Origin of the sequence: uncultured Microbacterium sp. (assembly GCF_913776565.1) — a bacterium.
GTDB lineage: Bacteria > Actinomycetota > Actinomycetes > Actinomycetales > Microbacteriaceae > Microbacterium.
Genome location: NZ_CAJYPF010000242.1, coordinates 1 through 3,044, shown reverse-complemented (window position 1 = coordinate 3,044; position 3,044 = coordinate 1). Strand labels below are relative to the sequence as shown.

Here is a 3,044-nt window from a genome sequence, read left to right as displayed (position 1 = left end):
GAGCCGGGCGTGGTCAGCGCCGCTCGGCCCCCGGGGCGACGTGCGTCAGCACGCGATCCCACACCGAGGTGAGGGTGACGTGCCCGTTGACCGAGTCGATGTCGTCGGACGGCACGACCTCGGCCTGGGCGGCGCGCAGACGATCGACGTACCACGAGGCGTCGTCGTGATCGGCAGGGCCTTCTCCACCGACCACGACGAGCACCTCGGCGTCGAGGTGCTCCAGCAGCGGAGTCCGCAGGTCGCGGCTGAGCGGATCGGACGGGCTGCGGACCCCCACGATGGCGAGGCGGTCGACCACCGGGCCCATCGCGGCCGCGAGATAGATCGCGATCGGCCCCGCCGCCCTCTCGCCGACCAGGCCGACCGTCGCTCCGGGGGCCTCGCGTTCGAGAAGGGCGCGCAGGGCGTCGACGGTGAGTCCGGCGGGAGTCTGCCCGCCGAAGACAGGGGGGTCTTCGAGTTCGGGAGCGTCGAGTCCCACGGCCACCACGCGCACGTCGAAGCCCGACGTGATCCGCGCGTCCGGATCCGTGGTCGCCACGTCGCCCGTGCGCAGGACGAAGACCGCACGCGGGGAGCCGGGGGTGCCGAAACTGCGGTAGCCGAGCTCGCCGTCGAGCCAGGGGGCCAGACTCATCGCGTCATCCTTCCGTCGCAGCGCCGCCGCCGGGAAGCAGCGCGCGCAGCGTGTCTATCGTGTCGGCCTGGGCCGCGGGCTTGTCGGAACGGTATGCCTTGACACGCGCGAAGCGCAGCGCCACGCCGCCGGGGTAGCGCACCGAGCGCTGCACCCCGTCGATGGCGATCTCGACCACGGTGTCGGGGACGACGCGGATGCCTCCGGGCACCTCGCCCGTCTCGCGCTCGGCGAAGTGCGCGGTCTGCCACGCCAGGAGCTCGTCGGTGAGACCCTTGAACGTCTTGCCGACCATGACGAAACCCCCCGGCTCGCCGAACAGCCCGTCCGGGTCGCGCGCGCCGAGGTGAAGGTTCGAGAACCAGCCCGCGCGGCGCCCCGAACCCCGCTCGACGCCGAGCACCACCAGGTCGAAAGTGTGCACCGGCTTGACCTTGAGCCAGCTCTTGCCGCGTCGCCCGGCGGTGTAGGTCGCGTCGAGCCCCTTCACCATGACCCCCTCGTGACCGGCCGCCAGCGCCGCACGCGCGAAGTCGTCGGCGACCGCGACGTCGTCGGTGATGACCGCGGGGATGCGCCACGGCGCGGCGACCTTCTCGAGCGCGTCGAGGCGGGCGTGGAGGGGTTCGTCGACGAGATCACGACCGTCGACGTGCAGGATGTCGAAGAACCACGGCCGCAGGGCGATGGCCCGCGCCGTCTCGGCTCCGAAGCGTGCCATCGTGTCCTGGAACGGGCGGGGCGCCCCGTCGTCGTCGAGCGACAGGGTCTCGCCGTCGAAGATGACGTCGGTGACGGGCAGATCGCGCACGATCTCGACGATCTCGGGAACCCTGTGCGTGACGTCGGCGAGGGTGCGGGTGAACACGCGCACCTCGTCGCCGTGACGGTGCACCTGCACGCGTGCACCGTCGAGCTTGTACTCCACCGACGCACGACCCGCGACGGCGAGCGCCTCGGCTACCGTCGCGGCGGTGGATGCCAGCATGGGCTGCACGCCGCGTCCGACCATCAGACCGATCGCGGCCAGATCGTCGGCGGTGCCGGTGAGTGCCACCCGGGCGGTCTGCCCCAGGTCGCCCGAGAGCATGGCGGCGCGGCGCACCGCGGCGGCGTCGCGATCGGCGGCGCGCGCCACGGCATCCAGCAGGACTCCCTCGAGCGCGCCGGTGCGCAGTTCTCCGGTCATGACGCGGACCAGCAGGTGCCACTCCCCCGCAGTGGAGCGCGCGGCCAGGTCGTCGAGCAGTGCCGAACGCTGCGCCGCCGACCCGCTGCCGCCGATGCCGATCAGTCGGCTGAACGCGTCGTCGACCTCGGCGACCGTGAGCGTCGGGGTGTCGACGTGCCCCACGGCCCGGCTCGACAGCGTCTTGTAGCCGACGCCGAGGCGCCCCTGCCGCGGGGCCGCCGTGAGGAAGCCGACCACGGGTTCGATCTCGCCGGACTCGAGGCCGCGCAGCAGCGTTGCGAGGGCGTCGACCTTGGCCAGACGCGAGCGCGTGTTCGTGACCGTCGCGAGGGCCGTCTCGATGTCGCCGAAGAGCATGCGGACATCGTGGCATCCCCCTCCGACATCGCCGTCGCGCTTGCGCGAGGCGGCTCGCGATGCCACCGCGCGGAGCCCGCCGGGTGACACACGACGCACGTCCTCGCAACCCCCGAGCCGATGTCGGAGGTCTGAGGTGTGCTGGGGGTCTTCGCCAGGAATGAGGCCCCGTGAACGCTCCCGCCACGCTCGAACAGTCCGCCCGCACCGCCCGCGAGGTCTTCGGCTGGGACGACCTGCTGCCCGGTCAGGCCGAGGCGATCGACGCGGTCATCGGTGGTCGCGACACGCTCGTCGTCTTCCCCACCGGCGCCGGCAAATCGGCGGTGTACCAGATCGCCGGGTGCGAACTCGGCGGGGTGACGGTCGTCATCTCGCCTCTGCTCGCCCTGCAGCGCGACCAGATCGACTCGATCGACCGCGCCCCCGACGCCCCCGCCGCGGTCGCTGTGAACTCGCGCACGAGCGCGCGCGACAAGAAGGCCGCGTGGGCGGCGATCGAGAGCGGCGAATCCGTTTACGCCTTCCTCGCCCCCGAGCAGCTCGCCAACGACGAGGTCTTCGAGCGGTTGGCCGCGGCCGACGTGCGCCTGGTCGTCGTCGACGAAGCGCACTGTGTCTCGGCCTGGGGTCACGACTTCCGCCCCGAGTACGCGCGCATCGGCGACGCGGTGCAGGCGCTCGGTCGCCCACCCGTGCTCGCGCTGACGGCCACGGCATCCGCTCCGGTCCGCGACGACATCGTGTCGAGCCTGGGCATGCGCGACCCGCACCTCGAGGTGCGCGGCATGGACCGCCCCGAGATCCACCTGTCGGCATCCCGCACATCGTCGACGACGGCGCGGCGCTTGCCGG

3 protein-coding genes are annotated in these 3,044 nt (G+C 72.5%); 1 reads left to right on the top strand and 2 read right to left on the bottom strand.

Features of this window, described 5'->3' with window-relative positions; genetic code table 11:
* Positions 1-13 precede the first annotated feature (13 nt).
* Entirely contained in the window at positions 14-640 is a 627-nt protein-coding gene (locus QZ433_RS13510; protein WP_295784436.1) for a hypothetical protein, read from the bottom strand.
* 4 nt (positions 641-644) lie between these two features.
* Complete coding sequence (locus QZ433_RS13505) at positions 645-2,189, bottom strand: ATP-dependent DNA ligase (protein WP_295784438.1); 1,545 nt, start codon at positions 2,187-2,189, stop codon at positions 645-647.
* Positions 2,190-2,359: 170 nt separating this feature from the next.
* On the opposite strand from QZ433_RS13505, the gene QZ433_RS13500 reads away from it, so the two are divergent.
* Positions 2,360-3,044: DEAD/DEAH box helicase (locus QZ433_RS13500; RefSeq protein WP_295784434.1), on the top strand; the 685-nt coding region annotated here is incomplete at its 3' end.

What these genes read in the sequence shown, in the direction of transcription:
- QZ433_RS13510 (WP_295784436.1), bottom strand. Translation starts at nt 640, where the DNA reads ATGAGTCTGGCCCCCTGGCTCGACGGCGAGCTCGGCTACCGCAGTTTC.
- QZ433_RS13505 (WP_295784438.1), bottom strand. Translation starts at nt 2,189, where the DNA reads ATGCTCTTCGGCGACATCGAGACGGCCCTCGCGACGGTCACGAACACG.